The 20,018-nt window shown below is 67.0% G+C and carries 16 protein-coding genes and 1 pseudogene; 6 read left to right on the plus strand and 11 right to left on the minus strand.

Translation table 11 applies throughout. The annotated features are described in order from the left end of the window. Positions 1-52: 52 nt before the first annotated feature. On the minus strand, positions 53-601 hold the full coding sequence (locus IE100_RS06750) for a YfaZ family outer membrane protein (protein WP_189373329.1): 549 nt from the start codon (positions 599-601) through the stop codon (positions 53-55). 28 nt (positions 602-629) lie between these two features. Continuing rightward, positions 630-1,262, minus strand: coding sequence for a YceH family protein (locus tag IE100_RS06755; RefSeq protein ID WP_189373330.1), 633 nt, complete (start codon positions 1,260-1,262; stop codon positions 630-632). A 126-nt stretch (positions 1,263-1,388) separates the two neighbouring features. Between IE100_RS06755 and IE100_RS06760 the strand changes: the two genes are divergently transcribed. After that, positions 1,389-2,153, plus strand: a complete 765-nt coding sequence (locus IE100_RS06760; RefSeq protein ID WP_189373331.1) for a TlyA family RNA methyltransferase — start codon at positions 1,389-1,391, stop codon at positions 2,151-2,153. Positions 2,154-2,157: 4 nt separating this feature from the next. On the opposite strand, the gene IE100_RS06765 is transcribed toward IE100_RS06760, so the two are convergent. Further along, on the minus strand, positions 2,158-2,643 hold the full coding sequence (locus IE100_RS06765) for a universal stress protein (RefSeq protein ID WP_189373332.1): 486 nt from the start codon (positions 2,641-2,643) through the stop codon (positions 2,158-2,160). Positions 2,644-2,837: 194 nt separating this feature from the next. Here IE100_RS06765 and IE100_RS06770 point away from each other — a divergent pair, with 194 nt between their 5' ends. Next, positions 2,838-3,173: a hypothetical protein gene (locus IE100_RS06770; protein WP_189373333.1), complete on the plus strand. Its 336-nt coding sequence runs from the start codon at positions 2,838-2,840 to the stop codon at positions 3,171-3,173. Positions 3,174-3,240: 67 nt separating this feature from the next. Here the strand turns inward: IE100_RS06770 and IE100_RS06775 are convergent, their stop codons facing one another. Then, a complete protein-coding gene (locus IE100_RS06775) occupies positions 3,241-4,593 on the minus strand; it encodes a glutamine synthetase family protein (protein ID WP_189373334.1) in 1,353 nt (450 codons plus the stop codon). 481 nt (positions 4,594-5,074) lie between these two features. Continuing rightward, a complete protein-coding gene (locus IE100_RS06780; RefSeq protein WP_189373335.1) occupies positions 5,075-6,334 on the minus strand; it encodes a glutamate-5-semialdehyde dehydrogenase in 1,260 nt (419 codons plus the stop codon). A 275-nt stretch (positions 6,335-6,609) separates the two neighbouring features. Between IE100_RS06780 and IE100_RS06785 the strand changes: the two are divergent. Both IE100_RS06785 and IE100_RS06790 read left to right on the plus strand, forming a co-directional pair. After that, a pseudogene (locus IE100_RS06785) lies at positions 6,610-8,523 on the plus strand (propionate--CoA ligase); the annotation flags it as partial. 164 nt (positions 8,524-8,687) lie between these two features. After that, positions 8,688-9,422 (plus strand): pseudouridine synthase, encoded by a 735-nt coding sequence (locus tag IE100_RS06790; protein ID WP_189373337.1) that lies wholly within the window; start codon positions 8,688-8,690, stop codon positions 9,420-9,422. A 137-nt stretch (positions 9,423-9,559) separates the two neighbouring features. Here IE100_RS06790 and IE100_RS06795 read toward each other — a convergent pair whose 3' ends face one another. The 5 genes from IE100_RS06795 to IE100_RS06815 form a co-directional block, all read right to left on the minus strand. Then, positions 9,560-9,940, minus strand: coding sequence for a cupin domain-containing protein (locus tag IE100_RS06795; protein WP_189373338.1), 381 nt, complete (start codon positions 9,938-9,940; stop codon positions 9,560-9,562). Positions 9,941-10,058: 118 nt separating this feature from the next. Then, on the minus strand, positions 10,059-11,939 hold the full coding sequence (locus IE100_RS06800) for an MFS transporter (protein ID WP_189373339.1): 1,881 nt from the start codon (positions 11,937-11,939) through the stop codon (positions 10,059-10,061). Between the two features lie 95 nt (positions 11,940-12,034). Further along, positions 12,035-13,291: a D-amino acid dehydrogenase gene (locus IE100_RS06805; protein WP_189373340.1), complete on the minus strand. Its 1,257-nt coding sequence runs from the start codon at positions 13,289-13,291 to the stop codon at positions 12,035-12,037. 128 nt (positions 13,292-13,419) lie between these two features. Then, the gene (locus IE100_RS06810) at positions 13,420-15,456 is read right to left on the minus strand and encodes a prolyl oligopeptidase family serine peptidase (protein ID WP_189373341.1); all 2,037 of its coding nucleotides are present in this window, start codon (positions 15,454-15,456) and stop codon (positions 13,420-13,422) included. A gap of 68 nt (positions 15,457-15,524) precedes the next feature. Beyond that, positions 15,525-16,430 (minus strand): LysR family transcriptional regulator, encoded by a 906-nt coding sequence (locus IE100_RS06815; RefSeq protein WP_189373342.1) that lies wholly within the window; start codon positions 16,428-16,430, stop codon positions 15,525-15,527. Positions 16,431-16,551: 121 nt separating this feature from the next. On the opposite strand from IE100_RS06815, the gene IE100_RS06820 reads away from it, so the two are divergent. Then, positions 16,552-17,247 carry a carboxymuconolactone decarboxylase family protein gene (locus IE100_RS06820; protein WP_189373343.1) on the plus strand — a complete coding sequence of 232 codons (696 nt, stop codon included), beginning with the start codon at positions 16,552-16,554 and terminating at the stop codon, positions 17,245-17,247. Between the two features lie 259 nt (positions 17,248-17,506). Here the strand turns inward: IE100_RS06820 and IE100_RS06825 are convergent, their stop codons facing one another. After that, positions 17,507-17,869, minus strand: coding sequence for an ArsR/SmtB family transcription factor (locus IE100_RS06825; protein WP_189373344.1), 363 nt, complete (start codon positions 17,867-17,869; stop codon positions 17,507-17,509). Between the two features lie 342 nt (positions 17,870-18,211). Here IE100_RS06825 and IE100_RS06830 point away from each other — a divergent pair, with 342 nt between their 5' ends. Beyond that, positions 18,212-19,750, plus strand: a complete 1,539-nt coding sequence (locus IE100_RS06830) for an MFS transporter (RefSeq protein ID WP_189373345.1) — start codon at positions 18,212-18,214, stop codon at positions 19,748-19,750. The last annotated feature ends 268 nt before the right edge of the window (positions 19,751-20,018 follow it).

The raw sequence follows: 20,018 nt of genomic DNA on the forward strand, positions 1-20,018 counted from the left end.
CGGCCCGACAGCGTGTGCTGTCGGGCCGGTTTGTCATCGGGCGGTGGCGAGATCAGAACGCGACGCTGACCCCGGCGTAGGCGCCGTCGGCGATGCTGCGGTCGCGCTGGCTGTCCTTGCGCTTCACTTCGAACACGCGGTAGCCGGCTTCGACGCCGACCAGTTTCAGCGGACTCCAGCGCAGGCCGACCATGCTGTCGCTGACCGACTTCACGCTGCCGCTGGCGGCCGACGACGGCGCGTAGAAGCCCTGCGCGAACAGCTCGGTGCTGGCCGGCAGGTCGATGGTCAGGCGGCCGCCGACCATGGCGGCGCTGGCGTAACCGGCCGACTCCAGGTAGGCGAGCTTGCCGCCCAGGTCCAGGCGCAGCAGCGCCGGCACCGGCAGGCCGAACATCACGCCGACGGCGCTGGCCTGCGGCTTGTCGCCCTGCGGCGCGGCCTTGCGCGCCACGATGTGGTCGAGGCTGATGCCGGGGCCGAGGCCGGTCGGCATGCGGGTGAGGAAGTCGTAGTCGCTGCCGCGGGCGAGGGTGGTATCGCCGGCAACGGCGGACAGCGGCAGGCAGGCGGCCAGCCCCAGCAGGACGGGTTTCAGCATGATGTTCTCCGGAAAAGGGGGGGCGATGTTACGCCTGTCCGGCGCCGCCTTCCAGCTCGGTGATGCGCTGCAGCAGGCTGGCGACGGTCTGTTCCAGCGCGCTGACCCGCTCGGCGAGGCTGTCGTCGCCGCTGGCGGGCATTGCGGCGGCGGCGGGCTGTGCCACCGGATGCAGGGTGTGCACCCAGCGCGCCTCGCGTTCGCCCGGCTGCCGTGCCAGCTTCAGCACCAGCGGCGGGTACTTGTCGGCCAGCGCATTCAGCGCGGTGTCGACCTCCTCGACGCTGCCAAAGCTGTACAGGCGGCCGGCGCGGGTGCGCAGCTCGGCGGCGGTCTGCGCGCCGCGCAGCATCAGCAGCGCCAGTGCGGCCAACCTTGCGCCGTCGATGTTCCACGCGTAGTTGAGGCGGTGCTCGTACTTGGCGACGCGGCTGCCGGCCGGCAGGCGCTCGTTGACCAGCTTGGCGGCGAGCAGGCTGTCCAGCGTGGCGCTCAGGTCGGCCTCGCTCAGCTGCAGTACCGGCTCGCGGCTGGTCAGCTGGTTGCAGGCGGCCAGCAGCGCGTTGAGGGTCAGCGGATAGCTGTCCGGGGTCAGTGCCTGTTTCTCGATCAGCGCGCCGAGGACGCGTACCGCGTGCGGTTCCAGTGTCAGGGTGTCCATTTTGTTCTCCTTGTGGCCATGGCTGCGGCCATCATCGCATCTTATGGTGGCACTGCGGCAGTCTTGACAGCCCGCGGCGCATTGCGCACCCTTGCCGCCCGATTGCCTGTTTGTGGAGTGCGCCTGATGCAACGTGTTGATTTGTTACTGGTCGAGCTGGGTCTGGCGCCATCGCGCACCGCGGCGCAGGCGCTGATCGCCGCCGGGCGGGTCAGCGTCGAGGACGGCGGCCAGTTGCGCGACATCGGCAAGGCCAGCCAGAAGCTGCCGGCCGACAGCCGTTTCGTGATCGTGCCGGACGAAGCCGACCGCTACGTGTCGCGCGGCGGGCTGAAGATGGCCGGCGCGCTGGCGCAAGCCGGCTTGCGGATCGATGGCTGGACGGCGCTGGATGTCGGGCAGTCCACCGGCGGCTTTTCCGATTGCCTGCTGCAGGCCGGTGCGCGGCGAGTGGTGGGGGTCGATGTCGGCCACGACCAGCTGGCGCCAAGGTTGGCCGCCGATCCGCGCATCGTCGCCTTCGAGGGCGTCAATGCCCGCGCGCTGGACCATGCGGCGCTGCTGGCGGCCAACGACGGCGCGCCGTTCGACCTGATGGTGTGCGACGTGTCCTTCATCTCGCTGGCGCTGGTGTACCCGTCGGCGCTGCCGCTGATCCGGCCGGGCGGCTACCTGCTGAGCCTGGTCAAGCCGCAGTTCGAGGTTGGCCGCGAAGGGCTGGGCCACGGCGGCATCGTGCGCGACGCGCAGCTGTACGCCGGGGTGGAGCAGAAGATCAGCGCGCTGGTGGCGGAGCTCGGCTTCCGGCGCCTGGGCTGGTTCGACAGCCCGATCAAGGGCGGCGACGGCAACCGCGAGTTCTTCATCTTCGCGCAGCGCCATCCCGCCTGAGCGCTCAGCCTATGCTCGGCAGCGGGTTGTCGTCGTCTTCCGGATTGCGCACCACCAGCAGCGGCAGCGTGGTCTTGCGCATGATGTCTTCGGCAAAGCTGCCCATCAGCAGGTGACGCCAGCCGCGGTGACCGTGGGTGCCGATCACCAGCAGGTCGCTGGCGATCTGGGTGGCGCAGTCGACCAGTGCCTGCGTCATGCTGCTGCCGCCTTCCGGTGCCTCCAGCAGGAAGCTGTCCGTCTGGCTTACCCCCATCTGCCGCGCGTAGTCGGCGGCCTCGTCGAGGATGGCCTGGCCGCGGCCGCGCGCCTCCGCCTGCAGCGCGCCGCTGTCGAGCAGGCCGACGCTTTCGATGGCGAAATCGTGCAGCGACACCACATGCACCAGGGACAGGCGGGCCTTGCTGGCGGCGGCAAGACGGACCGCCTCGATCAGGGCCGGGCGGGCGTTATGGCTGCCGTCCAGGGCAACCGTCAGATGCTGGTACATGCACTTCTCCTTTGCGGGTGAGCGTTCGGTTCTAGGCGGCAGTGTAGCGCGCCGGTCATGTCATTGGAATGGCTGGTGCGGCGACTGGGCGGCGCTGGCAAGACCGGCTCTCATGCCATTTATAGGTGTTTTCACGGATAGGTTGGCCAGCGATTGCAGATTAGAATTCTGTCATTATTACAGGAGGATATGCCGTGTTCGCTTGGTTCGCTCTCTCTGCATTATTGGTGTTTGCTGCCCTGTACTGGTTGTTCTTCGTCAAGCCGGCGCAGCAGCGCGCCAGCGCCAAGGCCGCCGCCCGTGCCGGCACCGTGCGCCGTGCGGTGTACGCGCAGACACAGCCGCTGCAGCACGATGTCCACCTCACTGGCCCGGCCTACGGCGCGCTGCTGCGGCTGGCGCGCGGCGACCGGCAGAAGGTCGAATTCTGGATCATCGAAGTGCAGCGCCAGATGCCGGGCCATTCGCGCAGCGACGCCATCGCGCTGCTGGCCGAGCGCACCGCGGTGCCGATGGCCGCCACCGCGTAAGCGCACTCCCCGTCTCGATCAGCACAGGCCACGGCATTGCCGTGGCCTGTGTCGTTTCCCGTCGCCGTCAGGCCAGCACGGACAGGTAGCGGCGCTCCCACGGCGTGATCTCGCCGTGAAAATGCTGCAACTCCACTTCCTTCACCGCGGCATAGGCCAGGCTGAACGCCTCGCCGAACAGGCGGCTGACGCTGTCCGCACCCTGCATCGCCGCCAGCGCCACGTCCAGCGTGTGGGGCAGCAACTCGCAGTCATCCTGCTTGAACACGTTGCCCTGTGCCGGCGCGCTCGGCTGCAGGCCGTCCTCGATGCCGAGCAGGCCGGCGCCGAGACTGGCCGCCAGCGCCAGGTAGGGGTTTGCGTCGCAACCGGGCAGGCGGTTTTCCACCCGTCGCGCCTCCGGGCCGCCCTGCGGGATGCGCAGCCCGACCGAGCGGTTGTCCAGCCCCCAGGACACGTTGACCGGCGCCGCCAGCCCCTTGACGAAGCGGCGGTAGGAATTGGGGCTCGGGCAGAACAGCGGCATCATCTTCGGCAGGTGCTGCTGCAGGCCGGCGATGAAGTGGTGGAACAGCGCGCTCTCGTTGCCGTGGCGGTCGCTGAACACGTTGCGGCCGTCGTGGTCGACGATGCTCTGGTGCAGGTGCATCGAGCTGCCCGGCTGGCCGGCCAGCGGTTTGGCCATGCACACCACGTTCAGGCCGTGGCGGTGGCCGGTTTCCTTGAGCAGGGTCTTGAACAAAAAGGTCTGGTCGGCGAGCGCCAGCGCGTCGCCGTGCTTGAGGTTGATCTCGAACTGGCTGGGGCCCATCTCGTGCACCCAGGTATCGGTGGCGATGCCGAGCTGCTCGCAGCCGCGGTAGACGTCGTCGAAGAACGCCTCCAGGTCGTTGAGGGTGGTGAAGCCGAACGAGTCGAAGCCGAGCTCGCGCCGGCCGCTGCGCAGCGCCGGCGTCTGGAACGGCTGCGCCGGATCAGGGTTGGCCGCAAAGATGTAGAACTCCAGCTCCGGCGCCACCACCGGCTGCAGCCCGCGCGCGGCGTAGCCGGCCAGCACCCGCTTCAGCGCCGAGCGCGGCGCGAACGGGGTCAGTTCGCCGTCCGGATCGACGCAGTCGCACAGCACCAGCGCGCGCGGCGTGCCGGCCCACGGCACCGGGCGCAGCGTGGACAGGTCCGGGTGCAGTGTGGCGTCGGGGTCGTTCTCGCCGTAGAAGCGGTAGTCGGGGAATTCGCCGACGCAGCTCTGGATCGCCACCCCGCGCGCGATGCGCAGCGTCTGGCCGCCGATGAAGGCCTCGCGCGGCAGCGTCTTGCCGCGGGCAAAACCGCTGACATCGGCGAAGCACAGCTCCACGTCACGACAGCCGCGCTCGCGCAGCCACTGGCTCTGTTCGGTATTGGGTACGACTGGGTGCATGCACGACTCCTGAACGGGATGGCGGGGCGCAAGCGCGGTGCCAACGGGCCAGACGATTATGCCTGTGCGGTAGGGCAGGGCAAGCATTTTGTTCCGCATGGCGGGACATTGTTTCGGTTTATGGAAATAAACTGCGCATGGCTGCCAAAAACGGGGTTTGCCCTGCCGGCTTGTCCACAGCCCCCTGTTTTCACTGTAGCACCGGGGCGGGAGGGTGCCTGCCGGTCGCGACCGGCCCGCCGGTGTCGGCAAGTGCTTGTCCCTAAAGCGCTTCCTGGTGCGTGGCGGCACCGGGGGGCTGGCGGCTGGCGCCGGCGGCGGGGTGCCTGTGGCTCGTGACCAGCCTTGTGCACAAGTTATCCACAGCGGGCTGTGGGTGAGTCGCGCTGCCGGCCGCGGTGCGGGGCAAGGAACGGCGGACAAGACAATGCGCCGCGGGCAGGGCTGCCGGCGGCGCATCGGGGATAGGACAGGCTGGGGCTTACTGGCGGATCTGGCCGTCGCCGAGCACGATCCACTTCTGGCTGGTGAGGCCGTGCAGGCCGACCGGGCCGCGGGCATGGATCTTGTCGGTGGAGATGCCGATCTCGGCGCCGAGACCGTACTCGAAGCCGTCGGCGAAGCGGGTGCTGGCGTTCACCATCACGCTGGCGGAGTCCACCTCGCGCAGGAAGCGGCGCGCGCGGCCGTAGTCGTCGGTGACGATGGCGTCGGTGTGGTGGCTGCCGTAGTGGTTGATGTGCTCGATGGCGTCGTCGATGCCGCCCACCACCTTGATCGCCAGCACCGGCGCCAGGTATTCGGTTTCCCAGTCGGCCTCGGTGGCGGCGACCACCTTGTCACCGAGGATGCCCTGGGTGCGCTCGCAGCCGCGCAGCTCGACGCCCTTCTCCCAGTACGCTGCGGCCAACCTTGGCAGGATGAACTCGGCAAACGCGGTGTGCACCAGCAGCGTTTCCATGGTGTTGCAGGTGCCGTAGCGGTGGGTCTTGGCGTTCAGCGCGATATTGAACGCCTTGTCCGGGTTGGCGGTGTCGTCGATGTAGACGTGGCAGTTGCCGTCCAGGTGCTTGATCACCGGCACCCGCGCCTCGCGGCTGATGCGCTCAATCAGGCCCTTGCCGCCGCGCGGCACGATCACGTCGACGAACTCGCTCATGGTGATCAGCTCGCCCACCGCGGCGCGGTCGGTGGTTTCCAGTACCTGCACCGCGTGCAGCGGCAGGTCGGCCACGCGCAGTCCCTCGTGCACGCAGGCGGCGATGGCCTGGTTGCTGTGGAAGGCCTCCGAGCCGCCGCGCAGGATCACCGCGTTGCCCGATTTCAGGCACAGGCCGGCGGCGTCGGCGGTCACGTTCGGCCGTGCCTCGTAGATGATGCCGACCACGCCCAGCGGCACGCGCATCTTGCCCAGCTGGATGCCGGACGGGCGGTAGGTGAAGTCGTCCATCTCGCCCACCGGGTCCGGCAGTGCGGCGATCTGGCGCAGGCCCTCGGCCATGCCGCGCACGGTTTTTTCCGGCAGCGTCAGGCGGTCGATCAGCGCCTCTTCCAGTCCGTTCTGGCGCGCGTTTTCCAGATCCACCATGTTGGCCGCAACCAGCCGCTCCAGATCGCGCTCGATGGCGTCGGCGATGGCCAGCAGCGCCTTGTTCTTCTGGTTGGTGTCGGCACGGGCGATGGCGCGGCTGGCCTTGCGCGCGGCCTGGCCGACGACGTTCATGTAGTGTTTGATGTCCATGGCTTTGTCCTGTCCTGCGGGCGTTTTCCTAGCGTGACAGCGTACCGCATCTGCCCCGCTTTCGGCCAGTGTCGCGCAAGGCCAGACGCCGCCGTGGCGGCAGGGCATGAGGCGGACGGCGGCGCCGGCTCGGCATTTCCGCAACGTCCAATTTCACGGCCACCGCCGGCAGCGGACACGCGCATTGACCTTGCCCGGCAAAGGGCTTAATTTGTCTGACAAGCAACCGCTTGGTTGCTTGACGCCAGACCGCGCGCCAGACGCGGCAGACACAAGAGAGACCCGACATGACCTCGTACCACGACTTCCATCGTCGCTCCATCGACGACCCGGCCGGCTTCTGGGCGGAGCAGGCGCAACGCATCCACTGGCACAAGCCTTTCGACCAGGCACTGCAGTACGACCGGCCGCCGTTCCGCGACTGGTTCGCCGGCGGCGAGACCAACCTCTGCTACAACGCCGTCGACCGCCACCTGGCCGAGCGCGGCGAGCAGGCGGCGCTGGCCTACGTGTCCAGCGAGACCGGCATCGAGACCAGCTACAGCTACCGCGAGCTGCACGCCGAAGTGGCGCGCTTCGCCGCCATCCTGCAGGCGCAGGGCGTGGAAAAGGGCGACCGTGTGCTGATCTACATGCCGATGATCCCGGAGGCGATCTTCGCGATGCTGGCCACGGTGCGCCTGGGTGCCATCCACTCGGTGGTGTTCGGCGGCTTCGCCTCCGCCAGCCTCGCCACCCGCATCGAGGACGCCACGCCCAAGGTGATGGTGACCGCCGACGCCGGCCTGCGCGGCGGCAAGGTGATCGCCTACAAGCCGCTGGTGGACGAGGCGCTGGCGCTGGCCGGTAGCAGCGCGCCGGGCAAGGTGATCGTGGTCAACCGGGGCCTGGCCGAGGCGCCGATGATGAAGCCGGGGCGCGACCTCGACTATGCCGCGCTGGTGGATGCGCACCAGGACGAGCGCGCCGGGGTGACGTGGGTGGAGTCCAACCACCCCAGCTACATCCTGTACACCTCCGGCACCACCGGCAAACCCAAGGGCGTGCAGCGCGACACCGGCGGCTACGCGGTGGCGCTGGCGGCGAGCATGGACTACATCTACGGTGGCAAGCCGGGCGAGTGCTACTTCTCCACCTCCGACATCGGCTGGGTGGTCGGCCACTCCTACATCGTGTACGGCCCGCTGCTGAACGGCATGACCACGCTGGTGTACGAGGGCCTGCCGATCCGCCCCGACGCCGGCATCTGGTGGCAGCTGGTGGAAAAGTACAAGGTGACGGTGATGTTCTCGGCGCCGACCGCCGTCCGCGTGCTGAAGAAGCAGGACCCGGCCTGGCTGCACAAGTACGACCTCTCCAGCCTGCGCGCGCTGTTCCTGGCCGGCGAGCCGCTGGACGAGCCGACCGCCACCTGGATCGCCGGTGAGCTGAACATCCCGGTGCTGGACAACTACTGGCAGACCGAGACCGGCTGGCCGATGCTGACGCTGTGCAACGGCGTGGAGCCCAAACCGGTGAAATACGGCAGCCCCGGCCTGCCGGTGTACGGCTTCAACGTCAAGCTGTTCAACGAGGCCACCGGCGAGGAAGTCGGCCCCGGCGAGAAGGGCGTGATCGGGGTGATCCCGCCGCTGCCACCGGGCTGCATGAGCACCATCTGGCAGCAGGACCAGCGCTTCGTCGACACCTACTTCAGCCTGTTCCCGGACAAGCTGGTGTACTCCAGCTTCGACTGGGGCATCAAGGATCAGGACGGCTACTTCACCATCCTCGGCCGCACCGACGACGTGATCAACGTCGCCGGCCATCGCCTCGGCACCCGCGAGATCGAGGAAGCGGTCAGCAGCCATAGCGCCATCGCCGAGGTGGCGGTGGTGGGGGTGGAAGACAGCCTCAAGGGCCAGGTGCCGAAGGCGTTCGCGGTGGTGAAGAACCCGGCGCTGCTGGACGATCCGGCGCAGCGTGCGGCGCTGGAGAAGGAAGTCATCGCGCAGGTGGCGGCGCAGCTGGGCGCGATCGCCAACCCGGCGCGGGTGTACTTCGTGAACCAGCTGCCCAAGACCCGCTCCGGCAAGGTGCTGCGCCGCTCGATCCAGGCGCTGGCCGAGGGCCGCGACCCGGGCGACCTGACCACGCTCGACGACCCGGCCGGCATCGAGCAGATCCGGCAGAGCATCGAACAGGCCTGAGCCGGCAGACCGGCGAGCCGCGACGAGTGGCCATACCGGCCGCGGTCGCAGCTTTTTGCTGCCCGGCGCCGGCCGTTTCTGCCGCGTGCGGCCAACGTTGGCCGCACAGCGGCGGCAAAACAGCGGATAATCGTTGCCCGATTCCCATTTTCCAGATTGCCACCATGTCCGACGACACCATCCGCCTTTCCAAACGCATGACCGAACTCGGCCTGTGCTCCCGTCGCGAGGCCGACGAATTCATCGAGCAGGGCCTGGTCACGGTCGATGGCGTGGTGGTCGACGTGCTCGGCAGCCGCGTGCGCCCGGATCAGCGCATCGAGCTGGCCGCGCGCGCGCTGAACGAGCAGGCCGAGCGCGTCACCCTGCTGTTGCACAAGCCGGTCGGCTACGTCAGCGGCGCGGCGGAGATGGCCGGCGAGCGCCCGGCGTGGCAGCTGATCAAGGCCGACACCCTGTCGCCGTCCGACCGCTCCGGCTACACCTTCCTGCGCAAGCACCAGCTGCACCTGGCCGCCGCCGGGCGGCTGGACGTCGATGCCTCCGGCCTGCTGGTGCTGACCCAGGACGGCCGCGTGGCGCGCAAGCTGCTGTCCGGCGACTGCGAGCAGGAACTGCTGGTGTGGATAGACCGCCCGCTGGACGACGCCGGCCTCGCCGCGCTGAAGGCCGGCGTCAACAGCGACGGCGACAGGCTGACCGCGCTGCGCGTCAGCCGCCAGAGCGACAGCCAGCTGTGCTTCGTGCTGCGCGACATGCAGCGCCGCCACATCCAGCGCATGTGCGCCGCGGTCGGGCTGCAGGTGAAGGCGGTGCGCCGCATCCGCATCGGCCGCGTGCGGCTGGGCGATCTGCAGCAGGGGCAGTGGCGCTACCTGGGCGAGAACGAGAAATTCTGACGCGGCGCCGCGCGCCGGCTGCATGACAAAACCCCCTGCGTGGCAGGGGGTTTTTGCTGGGTGCTTCGCGGTGGCGGGTACCGGAAGCAGCAGGGTTGGCCGCAACGCCGCTGCGGCCAACCTTGTGCGCGATCAGCTCAGTCCTTGCGTGCCAGGCGGTCTTCCTCGAACACGGCGAAGGTCTTCTTCGCCGGCTCCACCACTTCCCAGATGCCCTCGAAGCCTTCCGGGATCACGAAGTGCTGGCCGGCGACGATCTCGACCATGCCGCCGTTGTCGTCGTGCATGCGCACGCGGCCTTCCAGCAGGGTGCAGAACTCGCACTCGGTGTACTTCACCCGCCACGCGCCGACGCCGCCGGACCACAGGCCGGCGTGGAACTGGCCGGTCGGATCGCTGTAGTGCATCTCGACGGTCTGCTGGCACTCGCCGGCCAGGCGACGCTCCTGCGGTGCGGAAAACGAATCCGGGGTGATGTCCTGCTGATGGAACAGGACGATATCTTTGGCGCTGGACATGGCACGCTCCTCTGTAGTCTTATTTTCTACAACGTGTTGATTATGTTTGACACTTTGGCACAGCCGCGCCGCGGCGGCAAGCCGCGGCGCCCGATTGTGATCAAATTTGCCGGGAGCCTCAGCGCCAGTCGCCGCGCAATTCCGTTACCGTCTGCTGCAGCGCGGCGGCGCTGACCTCGCTGGCGGCCAGCGCCGGCGCCGCCTTCAGCGCGATGCGCGACCAGAAGCGGCGCGGCCAGCTCAGCATCGCCTTGCCGTAGCGGCGCGAGAAGAAGCTGCCCCACATGCCGCACAGCGCCAGCGGCACCACCGGCACCGGCGTGCGCGCCACGATCTCCTCGATGCCGGGGCGGAACGGGTTGATCTCGCCGTCGTAGGTGATCTTGCCCTCCGGGAAGATGCACACCACCTCGCCCTCAGCCAGCGCGGCGGCCACCTCGTCGAAGGCGCGCGCCTTGGCGTGCGGGTCTTCCTTGGCCGGCGCGATCGGGATCGCGCGCGCGGTGCGGAACACGAAGCCGAGCAGCGGCGTCTTGAAGATGTGGTGATCCATCACGAAGCGGATCGGGCGTCGCACCGCGCCGGCGAGGATCAGCGCGTCCATGAAGCTGACGTGGTTGCAGACCAGCACGCAGGGGCCGTGCTCCGGAATCTGCTCCAGGCCGTGGTGGCGCACGCGGTACAGGGTGTGGGTCAGCAGCCAGATCACGAAGCGCATCAGGAATTCCGGCAGCAGGCTGTAGATGTAGGCGGCCACCACCAGGTTCAGCAGCGCGGCGACCAGCAGCACCGTCGGGATGCCGACGCCGTTGGCGGCCAGCACCGCGGCAAACGCCGCCGACAGCACCATGAACAGCGAGTTGAGGATGTTGTTGGCGGCAATGGCGCGCGAGCGGAATTCCGGCGCCGAGCGCGACTGCACCAGTGCGTACAGCGGCACGATGTAGAAGCCGCCGAACACGCCGATCAGCGCGAAATCGGCCATCAGCCGCCAGTTGCCGGCGCCGGCGACGAAGGCCAGCCAGTTAAGCGTCGCGGCCGGGTGCGGCGGGGTGGCGAAGTACAGGTCGATGCCGAACAGGCACAGCCCCAGCGAGCCGAAGGGCACCAGCCCCAGCTCCACCTTGCGCCCGGACAGCTTCTCGCACAGCATCGAGCCGATGCCGACGCCGATCGAAAACAGCGTCATCAGCAGCGTGTACACGGTGGCGTCGCCGCCGAGCACGTCGGAGGCGTAGGTCGGCAGCTTGGACAGGTAGATGGCGCCGAGGAACCAGAACCAGGAGATGCCCAAGAGGCTCAGCCACACCGGCCGGCTCTGTCTGGCCTGCCTGATGATCTGCCAGGTCTGGCGCGCCAGGTTCCAGTCTATCGGCAGCGCGGCGGCGGTCGGCGGCGCCGGCGGCATCGCCCGCGCCGCGGCCAGGCCGGCCAGCGCGCAGCCCAAGAGCGCCAGCACGATGCTGACGCGGCTGTCGTCGGCATTGATCAGCACGGTGCCGGCCACCTGGCCGAGGATGATGGACACGAAGGTGCCCATCTCGATCAGGCCGTTGCCGCCGACCAGCTCGCTAGGGCGCAGGTACTGCGGCAGCACGCTGAATTTCAGTGGCCCGAACAGCGTGGAGTGCATGCCCATTAAAAAAATGGTGGACATCAGGATCACGCCGTCGTGGCGCCAGAAGCCCAGCGCCGCCAGCAGCATGATGGCGATCTCCATCTGCTTCACCAGCCGCGCGATGGCGGCCTTGTCGTACTTCTCGCACAGCTGGCCGGCGGTGGCGGAAAACAGGAAAAACGGCAGGATGAACAGCGCCGCCGCCAGCTGGATCATCAGCTCCGGCGCCAGCCCCAGCATCTGCATGCCGTGGAAGTTGATCAGTACGATCACCGCGTTTTTCAGCAGGTTGTCGTTGAAGGCGCCGAAAAACTGGGTGACGAACAGCGGCAGGAAGCGCCGGGTGCGGAACAGGTCGAACTGGTTGGGGTGGTGCGGCATGGTGCGGCGGGTCTCGGGTAGGCAATGACAGCATGGTAAGGCAGTCGCCGCGTTGCGGCCAACCTTTGCCGCCACCTGGCGGTGGCGGCCGCGGCTCACAGCGCGGGCGCGGGGAAGGCGATATCCGGCACCCGCCCGGCGATCAGGTCGGCCAGCAGCCGGCCGGAGCCGCAGGCCATGGTCCAGCCCAGCGTGCCGTGGCCGGTGTTCAGCCACAGCCCGCGGTAGCGGCTGGCGCCGATGAAGGGCACGCTCGACGGCGTCACCGGCCGCAGCCCGCACCAGAACTGCGGCGGCGCGCTGTCGCGCAGATCGGGGAACAGCTGGCGCGTGCGTCGCAGCAGCGCGTCGCAGCGCACCGGGTTGAGCGCGAGGTCGAAGCCGGCAAATTCGGCGGTGCCGGCGATGCGCAGGCGCTGCCCCAGCCGCGAGAACACCAGTTTGTACTGGTCGTCGGTGAGACTGGTCACCGGCGCGACGCTGTCGTGGGGCAGCGTCAGCGTGGCGGAGTAGCCCTTGGCCGGAATGACGGGCAAGGACAGCCCCAGCGGCCGCAGCAGCAGCGGGCTGTAGCTGCCCAGCGCCAGCACGAAGGCGTCGGCGGTGAGGCGCTCGCCGCTGGCGGTGTGCGCGGCGACGATGCGGTCGCCGTCGCGCTCCAGGCGGCGGATGACGGTATCGAGGCGGAAGCTAACGCCTCCGCGCCGGCAGAAGTCCGCCAGCTGGCTGCTGAAGCGCTGCGCGTCGCCGGATTCGTCCTCGGCGGAGAAGTCGCCGCCCACCAGCCGGCTGCGGGCGCTGGCCAGCGCCGGCTCGATCGCCACGCACTCGTCCGCCGTCAGCGGACGGCGGTCGCAGCCGTAGTCGCGCATGATGTCGGCGGCGTGCAGCGCCTGCTCGAACTCCTTCGCGTCGGTGTACAGGTGCAGGATGCCGCGCTGCAGCTGGTCGTAGTGCAGGCCGCCCTGCGGCGCGAGCTCCGCGCGCAGCGCCTGCAGGCAGCTGCGGCTGTACTGCGCCAGCGTGGTGATCGGGCCGATGTTGGCGCGGGTGCGCCGCGCGCGGCACTCCAGCAGGAAGCGCCAGCTCCAGCGCCACAGCGCCGGATCGGCACGCAGGCGCAGCAGCAGCGGCGCGTCCTCCTGCCCCAGCCACTGCCAGATCTTGCGCGGCGTGGCCGGGTTGGCCCACGGCTCGGCGTGCGACACCGCGATCTGGCCGCCGTTGGCAAAGCTGGTTTCCTGCGCGGCGGCACCCTGGCGGTCGATGACGGTGACCTCGTGCCCGTCGCGGGACAGATACCAGGCACTGGCGACGCCGACCACGCCGGCACCGAGGACGACGATCTTCATGAACGTTCCGGAGTGTAGAAGTGAAGAAAAGCCCGGCAAGCGGGCCGGGCTATGGTAACGGGGGCGCGCACTGGCGGCCAGCGCCTTGCGGCCAACCTTGTCACCAGCGCAAGCTTGGCCGCAAGCGCTTAGTCCATCAGCTGGCGGTACAGGTAGACCAGCACCCGCGCCAGCTCCTCGGCGGTCTGCTCCTGGCCGGTATTGCCGCCGTGGCCGCCGCCACTGGTTTCGAGGAACAGCACCTGGTGGCCGAAGGACTGCAGGCGCGCCACCATCTTGCGCGCGTGCGCCGGATGCACGCGGTCGTCCTTGCTGCTGGTGGTGAACAGCGCCAGCGGGTAGCGCGCGTCGGCGCGCACGTGGTGGTAGGGCGAGTACGCCGCCAGCGCCGCGCGCTCGTCCTCGTCCTGCGGGTCGCCGTACTCGTCGATCCAGCTGGCGCCGGCCAACAGCTCGGTGTAGCGCAGCATGTCCAGCAGCGGCACCTCGCACACCACCGCGTTGAACAGCTCCGGGCGCTGCACCATGCAGGCGCCGACCAGCAGGCCGCCGTTGCTGCCGCCTTCGATGCCGAGGCGCCGCGCGCTGGTGATGCCGCGCGCGATCAGGTCTTCCGCCACCGCGATGAAGTCGTCGAAGCTCACCTGGCGGTTGATGCCCTGCGCCGCCTGGTGCCAGGCGGGGCCGAACTCGCCGCCGCCGCGGATGTTGGCGACCACGAACACGCCGCCCTTTTCCAGCCACTGCGGGCCGAAGTTGTCCATGTAGTAGGGCATCATCGGCACTTCGAAACCGCCGTAGCCGTACAGCAGCGTCGGCGCGCTGCCGTCACGGGCGAGGTCGCCGCGATGGACGATGAAGTAGGGGATCTCGGTGCCGTCTGCGGCGGTCGCGTGCAGCTGCTCGGCCACATAACCGGTCGCGTCGAAGGCCAGCGGCTGCGAGCGCAGCACCTCCGGCTCACCGCCTGCCAGCAGGTCCAGCCGGTACAGCGCGGCCGGGGTCAGGAAATCGCTGTAGCTGTAGTACAAGAGGTCGCTCTGCCACGGCTGGTCGGCGAACTCGATCACGCCGCCGGTGGGCAGCGGGTTGGCGTGCGGCAGCCAGTCGTCGCCCTGCCGGCGTAGCGTCACGAGGCGGCTCTTCACGTTGTCGATCACGATGATGGCCAGCAAGTGCAATGTGGCCTCCCCCATCTCCACCGACTGCCGTGCGCCGGGCACGAACAGCTCGGCGATGCGGCCAACCTTGCCGCTGGCCGCGTCGCAGGCCACCGCCAGCAGGCTGCCGGCGGCGTAGTTTTGTCCATTAACCGTCCAGTCCTCGGCCAGTTTCACGATCAGGTCGCCGTGGCTGTAGGCCTCGATCTCGGCGCGCGGCGGCAGCGGCAGGGGCGTGAGCGCAAGGTTGGCCGCAACGTGATGGTAGGTCTTGCTGTAGAAGCTGTCGGAGGCCTCGATCATGTCGAACGGCGTGCCGTCGGCATCGAGAAAACGCCACGCCGCCGCCATCATCGCCTCGTCGTCCAGCCGCAGCAGGCAGCGCGCCTCGTCCCAACCCTGGCCGCGCGCTAGCAGCCACACCTCGCGCGGGTAGCCGGCGCGGGTCAGCTGCGCCTCCTCCCACGCCGGGCACACGAACACGCTGTCCAGGTCGCGCCACGCGATGTGGTTCTTGCCGTAGGGGAAGCTGAAACCGCCGGCGACGAAGGCCTGCGCCTCGACGTCGTACTCGCGGCTGACGGTGGCGTCGGAGCCGCCCGGCGTCAGGCTCAGCAGCGCGCGCGCCGGCTGCTCGGTGTAGTGCGCAACGCCGTCCAGATACCAGTCCACCTCTTCCGCCGCCGCCAGCGCGTCGATGTCCAGCACCGTCTGCCAGTCCTGCGAATTGGCGCGGTAGGCGTCCAGCGTGCAGCGGCGGTAGATGCCGCGCGGATGCTCGCCGTCCTGGTGGAAGTTGTACAGCCAGCCGTCGTATTCGGCAAAGAACGGGATCTGCCGCGTATCGCGCAGGTTGGCGAGGATGCTGTCTTTCAGCGCGTCAAAGCGCGGGTCGCTGTCGAGCAGGGTCTGGGTGGCGGCGTTCTGGCGCGCCACCCATTCCAGCGCGGTGGTGTCGTCGAGGCTTTCCAGCCACTGGAAGTCATCGGAAGTGTGATCGGTCATGTCGGGGCAGGCAAAGGTTGGCCGCAAGGGCAGCGATGGCCGGATTGTGCGGCAGAAGGGGACGGCGGTCACGCATCATCGCGTGCAGCCAGCGCCGCCCTGAGGTGGTCGATCCATAACCGCATCGCCAGCGGCAGGTGGCGACCGCTGGGGTAATACAGATGCAGCCCCGGCATCGGCGGGCACCAGTCGTCCAGTAGGCGGATGACGCGGCCTTCAGCCAGCGCCTTCGCGGCATAGCCTTCGAAGACCAGCGCGATGCCCAGCCCGGCGGCGGCCGCTTCCACCATCAGCGGCTGCTCGCCCAGTATCAGCTGGCCGTCGGGCTGGATCTGCAGCGCCTCGCCATCCTTTGCCAGTTCCCACGCATACAGTGCGCCGTTGCCGAAACGCTGGCGGATGCAGTTGTGCTGCGCCAGCTCGGCCGGGTGTTGCGGCGTACCGTGCTGTGCCAGATAGCCGGGGTTGGCAATCACGGCAAAGCGCATCGGCGGGCCGACGCGTACCGCCACCATGTCGGCCGCCAGCGTCTCGCCAAAGCGCATGCCGGCGTCGAAGCCGCCGCCGACGATGTCCACCAGCTTGTCATCGCAGACCAGGTCCAGGCTGATGTGCGGATAGCGCTGCAAAAAGGCCGGCAGCAGCGGCATCAGCAGCAGGTAGGCGGCGGTGCGCGGCACGTTCAGCCGCAGCTGGCCCTGCGGTTGGGCGCGGTAGTCGTTGACCGACTCCAGCGCGCCGTCGATCTGCGACAGCGCCGGCGTCAGCTGCGCCAGCAGTGCCTCGCCGGCCTCGGTGGCGGTGACGCTGCGCGTGGTCCGGTGCAGCAGCCGCAGCTGCAGCCGCGCCTCCAGCTGGCGCAGGCTGTGGCTGAGGGCGGACGGGGTGACGCCCAGCTCCAGCGCCGCCGCGCGGAAGCTGCGGTGGCGTGCCACACAGGCAAAGGCAAACAGTTCGGCAAGTGGCGGGATCATTGGTGAATAAAACTCATCAAACTATGAAAGATAAGGTGGATTGTTGCATGGAATCCGGCGCCGTAGGCTGCGTGTTCCCGCTGCCCGAGGCAGCCAGACCCCCTGGCCAAGGAATATCGTGATGCCGCCACTTGCCTATCAAGTCATTGCCCAGCTGGAAACCAATCCGGAGGTCGTGCCGCACGACGCGCTGCAGGCGTTGCAGCAGCTGTGCTGGCATGCACGGCGCGAACCCGGCTGCCTGCGCTTCGAGCTGCAGCAGGATCGCAAGCAGCCGCGGCAGTTTTTTCTGATCGAAAGCTTTCGTGACGAGGCGGCTTTTGCGGCCCATCACGCCGCCGAACATACCTGCGCCTATCAGGCGCGGGGGCTGACGCGGCTGGTGCAGCATTGGGTGACGCATGCGGCACCGCCGATGCCGCCTGCCGTGGAGGCAGATTCGGCGTACCGGCGCGGTTGGGCGCGCTTGCAGCAGGTGGATGGCCAGGCCGGCGAGCGTGTGATCGCGGCCCTGCAGGACGTGGCGCCCGACCTGGCGCAGTACACCATCGCCTTCCCGTTCGGCGAGGTCTATCAGGACGAGGTACTGACGCTGAAGGAGCGCGAGATCGCGACCGTGGCGGCGCTGGCGGCGCTGGGCTACGCCACGCCGCAGCTGAAGGTGCACCTGCACGGCGCGCTGAATGTGGGCTGCAGCCGCGACGAGGTGATCGCCATCCTGACGCAGATGGCGGTGTACGCCGGCTTCCCGGCCGCCATCAACGGCGTGCTGGCGGCCAAGGAGGTGTTTGCCGAGCGTGACATGGTTAATGCGTGATCATCCAGCGTGGTCTGCTTGTGAGACAGAAGGAGGGGGCCGTCTTGCGGGATGTGGCGGCGGGGCGGGCTCCTTCTTGATGCGCTCGCAGGTCGGCCTGGGCAATTGTTTTAGCGATGTTTCAGGGGGGGACCGCTGCTTGTGAAAAAGCCGCCTTATCTCGTGGCTTCCGGAGTCGGGAAAAACCAGCAGAGGCCACCGGGTACTCCGGGTGGTCGCTGGCAGATATTCTTCGGGCGGGGCTGGCCAATGGAAGTCATCAAACGCTAGTCGTGCTGGATGCTTCCTCCTCCGCTCTTGGCACGGCTAGCTCTTTCTCTTGTTGAATGAGTCCAAGCAGCCCCGGAAAGCATTGTTCAATATCGCTACGCCTTAGTTGGGCCATGCGACTGTTACCACGGTCAACCTGACGGATAAGGCCGGCTTCTCTCAGGACGCGAAAATGATGTGACCGGGTAGCCTTGCTCAGTTGCAAGCCGAACGATGTGCAATGCCGCTCGGCTCCTTCCTCGTCTTCCAGTAACGCTTTGATCACACGACGGCGTGTCGGATCAGCCAAGGCTGTCAACACTTTTCCCAGTTCAATTTCACCCAGTTCTGGATGGCCTTGATCGTCAGGCATATCACTCCTCTGCATAAATCTGTTTGACATATTTGTGATTGGCAAGATATAACGCGAACGTTCGATAAAATACGAACCTTCTAGAGTAATCGAACCATGCGTCCATGATGACAGAATCATCAATAAGATCAATCGAATCAGGAGTTGAGGTTAGCCCATGAAGAATCATTCCATCCATGACACGCTCAGTTCGGCGTACGAAAACACTGTGCCACGACGTATGGTGCATCGCGCGGTAGCCGGCGAAGTCTTTCTGACCGGCGCTGCTCGTTGTGATGAGCTGCACTTTCAGTGCGCGGTCCAATTGCCACGTGCTCATAGCCATTGAAACGGGATGACTTCATGAATCAGTCCATTGTCGACAAAGGCCTGCTGCTCGTCATACTGCTCGCAATCTTTGTCGTTCCCAGTTCGATATCTGGTACTGCGGTCGCGCTACCGGCGATTGGGATTGATACCCGTGCTTCGCTGACAAGCCTGCAATGGGTCGTTAATGCCTTCAACCTGACTTTTGCCTGCTTTACCTTGGCCTGGGGGGCGCTGGCCGATACCTTTGGCCGTAAGCGCTGCTTTCTGATGGGGGCCGCCCTCTATACCTTAGCCTCGCTGCTGTCAGCCATTGCCGATAGTCCGCTGGTTCTGGATTTTGCCCGGGCTGTGGCTGGCATTGGTGCGGCAGCCATCTTTTCGTGCGGTATTGCGATTCTGTCTACTCACTTCGACGGCGCTGCACGCATGCGAGCGTTCTCCCTCTTCGGTACGGTAGCGGGACTCGGTGTGAGCCTTGGTCCGACACTCTCCGGCCTGATGCTCGACGGTTTCGGCTGGCGCGCAATATTCTGGGGTCATGCCGTGGCCCTGATGCTGGTATTACTGGGTAGTCCATTCATTCATCGGGACATGACGAACGATCGAGCGTCCTCGCGATTCGATACTTTGGGCGCCACGTTGTTCATCCTCGCTTTGCTTGCCCTGATGATGGCCATCGTGCAGGGCTCGCAATGGGGGTGGCGCAGCAATGGCGTATATGTGCTGATCGTCGCCTTTATCGGGCTGCTCATGGTCTTTGTCCGGCGGGAAATGCATCACGGCCATCCCATACTTGATTTGTCCCTGTTGGCCAACAGGATTTTCGTTGGCATGGCATTGGTGACAGTGGCCGCCTCTTTCGGATTTGTCACCCTGTTAACCTATCTGCCCAGCTATCTGAGCACTGTGCTGCATTTGACGGCTACCCAGGCAGGGTTGAGCATGTTGCTGCTCACCATGCCGATGCTGGTCTGCCCGATGTTGGCCGGGAAGCTGGTAATGCGTGGCGTCTCCTCTGCCAGCGTTCTCAATGCCAGCCTGCTTTGCCTGCTGGGCGGGATCTTGTTGCTTGTCATGGCAAGCTATCCGGGGGTGCCCCTGTGGCAATTGGCCGCACCATTGCTTCTGGTGGGGGCGGGGATGGGGCTGTCTGCCGGTCTTGTGGATGGCATGGCTCTCAAGGCGGTCGCTGAAGAAAAGGCCGGCATGGCGGCCGGTTTGCTCAACACCTTCCGCTTGGGGAGTGAGGCGATTGCGGTGGCACTCTATGGCTCACTGCTCACTACCCTGCTCGGAGAGCGTTTACGGGCCTCCCTGGCCATTTGGGTAAGTGATGGCGATATCCTGAGCCGAGTGGTCAATGCTGTGGCGGCAGGCAACCTTGATGTACCTTTGCCCGTAGTGGCTGCGGGGAAAAGTGAATGGGTGAAAAACCTGCTGATAAGCGGATACGACGACGCATTCCACGGTGTTTTGTGGGTCCTTGCTGCCATTATCCTTATCCTTGCGATTCTGATCGCATGGCTTATCAGGCCGCATAAGGTATTGGTAGCGGTGACTCAGCCGCAGTAAGTAAACCGGTCGGGCTGCTCCGATTTGGTCTGCCCGGTTCCTTGAGCCACCCTCGGTTTGCTGGAGACGTCAATGGCAGCCTTCAATTGCGAAGCTGCCATTGACCATTTTAGAGGCGAGCGGTTGCTTTGGCCGGGGTGTTGCCGTTGGAGACCGACAGCTCTCCGACCGTGCCCAGCCCTGTCTGCGGCCAACCTTGGCCGTGTGCCGGGCTGGCCGCTCGGCACCTGTGCCGCCAGGCCCACGCCCATTCGTGGACGGCAGGGCG

This window comes from Vogesella alkaliphila, assembly GCF_014652475.1.
Lineage (GTDB): Bacteria > Pseudomonadota > Gammaproteobacteria > Burkholderiales > Chromobacteriaceae > Vogesella > Vogesella alkaliphila.

What these genes read in the sequence shown, in the direction of transcription:
- IE100_RS06750 (WP_189373329.1), bottom strand. Translation starts at nt 601, where the DNA reads ATGCTGAAACCCGTCCTGCTGGGGCTGGCCGCCTGCCTGCCGCTGTCC.
- IE100_RS06755 (WP_189373330.1), bottom strand. Translation starts at nt 1,262, where the DNA reads ATGGACACCCTGACACTGGAACCGCACGCGGTACGCGTCCTCGGCGCG.
- IE100_RS06760 (WP_189373331.1), top strand. Translation starts at nt 1,389, where the DNA reads ATGCAACGTGTTGATTTGTTACTGGTCGAGCTGGGTCTGGCGCCATCG.
- IE100_RS06765 (WP_189373332.1), bottom strand. Translation starts at nt 2,643, where the DNA reads ATGTACCAGCATCTGACGGTTGCCCTGGACGGCAGCCATAACGCCCGC.
- IE100_RS06775 (WP_189373334.1), bottom strand. Translation starts at nt 4,593, where the DNA reads ATGCACCCAGTCGTACCCAATACCGAACAGAGCCAGTGGCTGCGCGAG.
- IE100_RS06780 (WP_189373335.1), bottom strand. Translation starts at nt 6,334, where the DNA reads ATGGACATCAAACACTACATGAACGTCGTCGGCCAGGCCGCGCGCAAG.
- IE100_RS06790 (WP_189373337.1), top strand. Translation starts at nt 8,688, where the DNA reads ATGTCCGACGACACCATCCGCCTTTCCAAACGCATGACCGAACTCGGC.
- IE100_RS06795 (WP_189373338.1), bottom strand. Translation starts at nt 9,940, where the DNA reads ATGTCCAGCGCCAAAGATATCGTCCTGTTCCATCAGCAGGACATCACC.
- IE100_RS06800 (WP_189373339.1), bottom strand. Translation starts at nt 11,939, where the DNA reads ATGCCGCACCACCCCAACCAGTTCGACCTGTTCCGCACCCGGCGCTTC.
- IE100_RS06805 (WP_189373340.1), bottom strand. Translation starts at nt 13,291, where the DNA reads ATGAAGATCGTCGTCCTCGGTGCCGGCGTGGTCGGCGTCGCCAGTGCC.
- IE100_RS06810 (WP_189373341.1), bottom strand. Translation starts at nt 15,456, where the DNA reads ATGACCGATCACACTTCCGATGACTTCCAGTGGCTGGAAAGCCTCGAC.
- IE100_RS06815 (WP_189373342.1), bottom strand. Translation starts at nt 16,430, where the DNA reads ATGATCCCGCCACTTGCCGAACTGTTTGCCTTTGCCTGTGTGGCACGC.
- IE100_RS06820 (WP_189373343.1), top strand. Translation starts at nt 16,552, where the DNA reads ATGCCGCCACTTGCCTATCAAGTCATTGCCCAGCTGGAAACCAATCCG.
- IE100_RS06825 (WP_189373344.1), bottom strand. Translation starts at nt 17,869, where the DNA reads ATGCCTGACGATCAAGGCCATCCAGAACTGGGTGAAATTGAACTGGGA.
- IE100_RS06830 (WP_189373345.1), top strand. Translation starts at nt 18,212, where the DNA reads ATGAATCAGTCCATTGTCGACAAAGGCCTGCTGCTCGTCATACTGCTC.